The sequence below is a fragment of the Sporosarcina koreensis genome (assembly GCF_001531445.1).
Classification (GTDB): domain Bacteria; phylum Bacillota; class Bacilli; order Bacillales_A; family Planococcaceae; genus Sporosarcina; species Sporosarcina koreensis_C.
Genome location: NZ_LQYA01000317.1, coordinates 1 through 243 on the forward strand (window position 1 = coordinate 1; position 243 = coordinate 243).

The following is a 243-nucleotide window of genomic DNA, read 5'->3' on the forward strand; positions in this document are numbered from 1 at the left end:
AGTAAGCGTACAGATAATAAACCACCAACAATTGCAATACCTATTCCCTCTGATAAAAAACTGGTAAAATTAAGCAAACTCATTCCGGCACCAGCTTCCTTTTGTTTCAAACTACTTGAAACAATTGTAGATATAACTGTTTTGGTGAATGACAGCTCACCAAAAACAAAAACTAATATAATTGTCAGTAACCATGGTGTTACTTCTAAAAAAAAGGCAGCAATTAAAAAGCTAACGGAAAGA

At 33.3% G+C, this 243-nt stretch carries 1 pseudogene; it reads right to left on the reverse strand.

Annotated elements, in window-relative coordinates:
* Positions 1-243 (reverse strand): annotated as a pseudogene (locus AWV70_RS23230) (tetracycline efflux MFS transporter Tet(L)); the annotation flags it as partial.